Source organism: Streptomyces showdoensis, from assembly GCF_039535475.1.
Taxonomy (GTDB): domain Bacteria; phylum Actinomycetota; class Actinomycetes; order Streptomycetales; family Streptomycetaceae; genus Streptomyces; species Streptomyces showdoensis.
Window position 1 is genome coordinate 1 of sequence record NZ_BAAAXG010000018.1, and the last position, 2004, is coordinate 2004.

2 pseudogenes are annotated in these 2004 nt (G+C 79.3%); both read right to left on the reverse strand.

The features are described from left to right. Positions 1–10: 10 nt before the first annotated feature. A pseudogene (locus ABD981_RS10945) lies at positions 11–386 on the reverse strand (DUF4097 family beta strand repeat-containing protein); the annotation flags it as partial. 7 nt (positions 387–393) lie between these two features. Continuing rightward, positions 394–793, reverse strand: a pseudogene (locus tag ABD981_RS10950) (adenylate/guanylate cyclase domain-containing protein); the annotation flags it as partial. Positions 794–2004: the final 1211 nt, after the last annotated feature.

Genomic DNA, 2004 nt, shown 5'->3' on the forward strand with positions numbered 1-2004 from the left:
GGGTGCGGGGTCAGTTGCCGCGGGCGGTGATGTCGCCGTACGAGGTGGGTCGCCTGGATGTTCAGCGGGGCGGCGGCACCCTCGGCGTTCTTCAGGGTGTTGTGGACGCGGCCGTAGGCGGTGCCCGCGTCCAGGGAGGCGGAGACGCCCGGGGCGGCGCCGACCGTGATCTCCCCGGCGTCGGTGCGCAGTTCGACCGTGCCGCGCACGGCCTCGGCGACCGTGACGTCGCCCTTGTGGGTGGTGATCTCGGCGGAGCCGCCCAGCCGGCCGACGGAGACGTCGCCCGCCCGGAGGCCGATCCGGGCGCTCGCGGCCTCGTCCAGCTCGACCAGGCCCTGCGCGGCCTCGAAGGAGACGTCGCCCAGCCGTCCGACGCCCCGGATGTTCGGCCTGCCCGGTGGAGCGGGCGACCTGCACGGCCATCGGCTCGCTGAGCAGCCCCGCCTCGACGAGGCCGGCGAGCCGGCGCAGGGCGAGGACGTCGGCCTCGGTGAGCGCCTTGGCCTGGCCGATGTCGGCGAAGCCCCATGGCGCGCCAGAAGCGGGAGGCGAGCTCCATGGAGACGCCGGCGGTACGGGCGGCCTGGAAGGGGGTGTAGCGGCGGTCCGCGCCCAGGATGAGCTGTTCGAGGCGGATCGCGAGGGGGTCGTCGGTCGGTTCGGCCGTGTGGTCGACGACGTGGTGGGGGGTCGGGTACGCCGAGGGTTCCGGCGCTTCCGCGGCCGTGGAGGGCCGTGCGGGTTCGGCTGGTCCGGACACGTCGCCGCTGCCCGCGTCGTCGACGGTCACCGGCCGCCTCCTGCCCGTTTCCCTGCCCACTGTCCTGCCGTTCTGTCGCGTGGACGGCGCTTCACGTTCGCGCCCCACGAATCGGGCTCCACGATACGACAGGTGTGTGCTGGCTCACGCCCGAACCGGCCGCCACCCGGGGTGACCGACCGGTTCGGACGCGCCGCGCGTCCCGCGCCGGGTCAGTCGGCCGCCCGCAGGTGGACGATGTCGCCCGCCGCGACGGGACTCGGTGCCGCCGCCCTCGGTGGCCACGACCAGGCGCCCCACACAACCCCACACACACCCCACCACCCCACCCCACCCCCCCACACCCCCCACACACACACACCACCCCCCACCCCACCCCACCCCACACCCCACCACCCCACCCCACACACACCCCCCCCCCCACACACACACCCCACACACCCCACACACCCCACCCCACACCCCCCTCACACACACCCCACACACCCCACCCCACACACCCCCCCACACCCACCCCACACACACACACCCCCACACCCCACACACCCACACACACACTCACACCCACCCCACGCCCCCCCCACCCCACACACACACACACACACCACGCACGCGCACCATCACACACCCTCACACCCCACACACACACACACACACACCACTCAACCACCCCACACTCAACAGCTCGCACACACACGCACACACGCACACGCTCCCTCAACACGCACTCACCCACACCCCCCCCCCCCCCCCACCCCCCCCCACCCCCCCCCCCCCCCCCCCCCCCCCCCCCCCCCCCCCCCCCCCCCCCCCCCCCCACCCCCCCCCCCCCCCCCCCCCCCCCCCCCCCCCCCCCCCCCCCCCCCCCCCCCCCCCCCCCCCCCCCCCCCCCCCCCCCCCCCCCCCCCCCCCCCCCCCCCCCCCCCCCCCACCCCCCCCCCCCCCCCCCCCCCCCCCCCCCCCCCCCCCCCCCCCCCCCCCCCCCCCCCCCCCCCCCCCCCCCCCCCCCCCCCCCCCCCCCCCCCCCCCCCACCCCCCCCCCCCCCCCCCCCCCCCCCCCCCCCCCCCCCCCCCCCCCCCCCCCCCCCCCCCCCCCCCCCCCCCCCCCCCCCCCCCCCCCCCCCCCCCCCCCCCCCCCCCCCCCCCCCCCACCCCCCCCCCCCCCCCCCCCCCCCCCCACCCCCCCCCCCCCCCCCCCCCCCCCACCCCCCACCCCCCCCCCCCCCCCCCCCCCCCCCCCC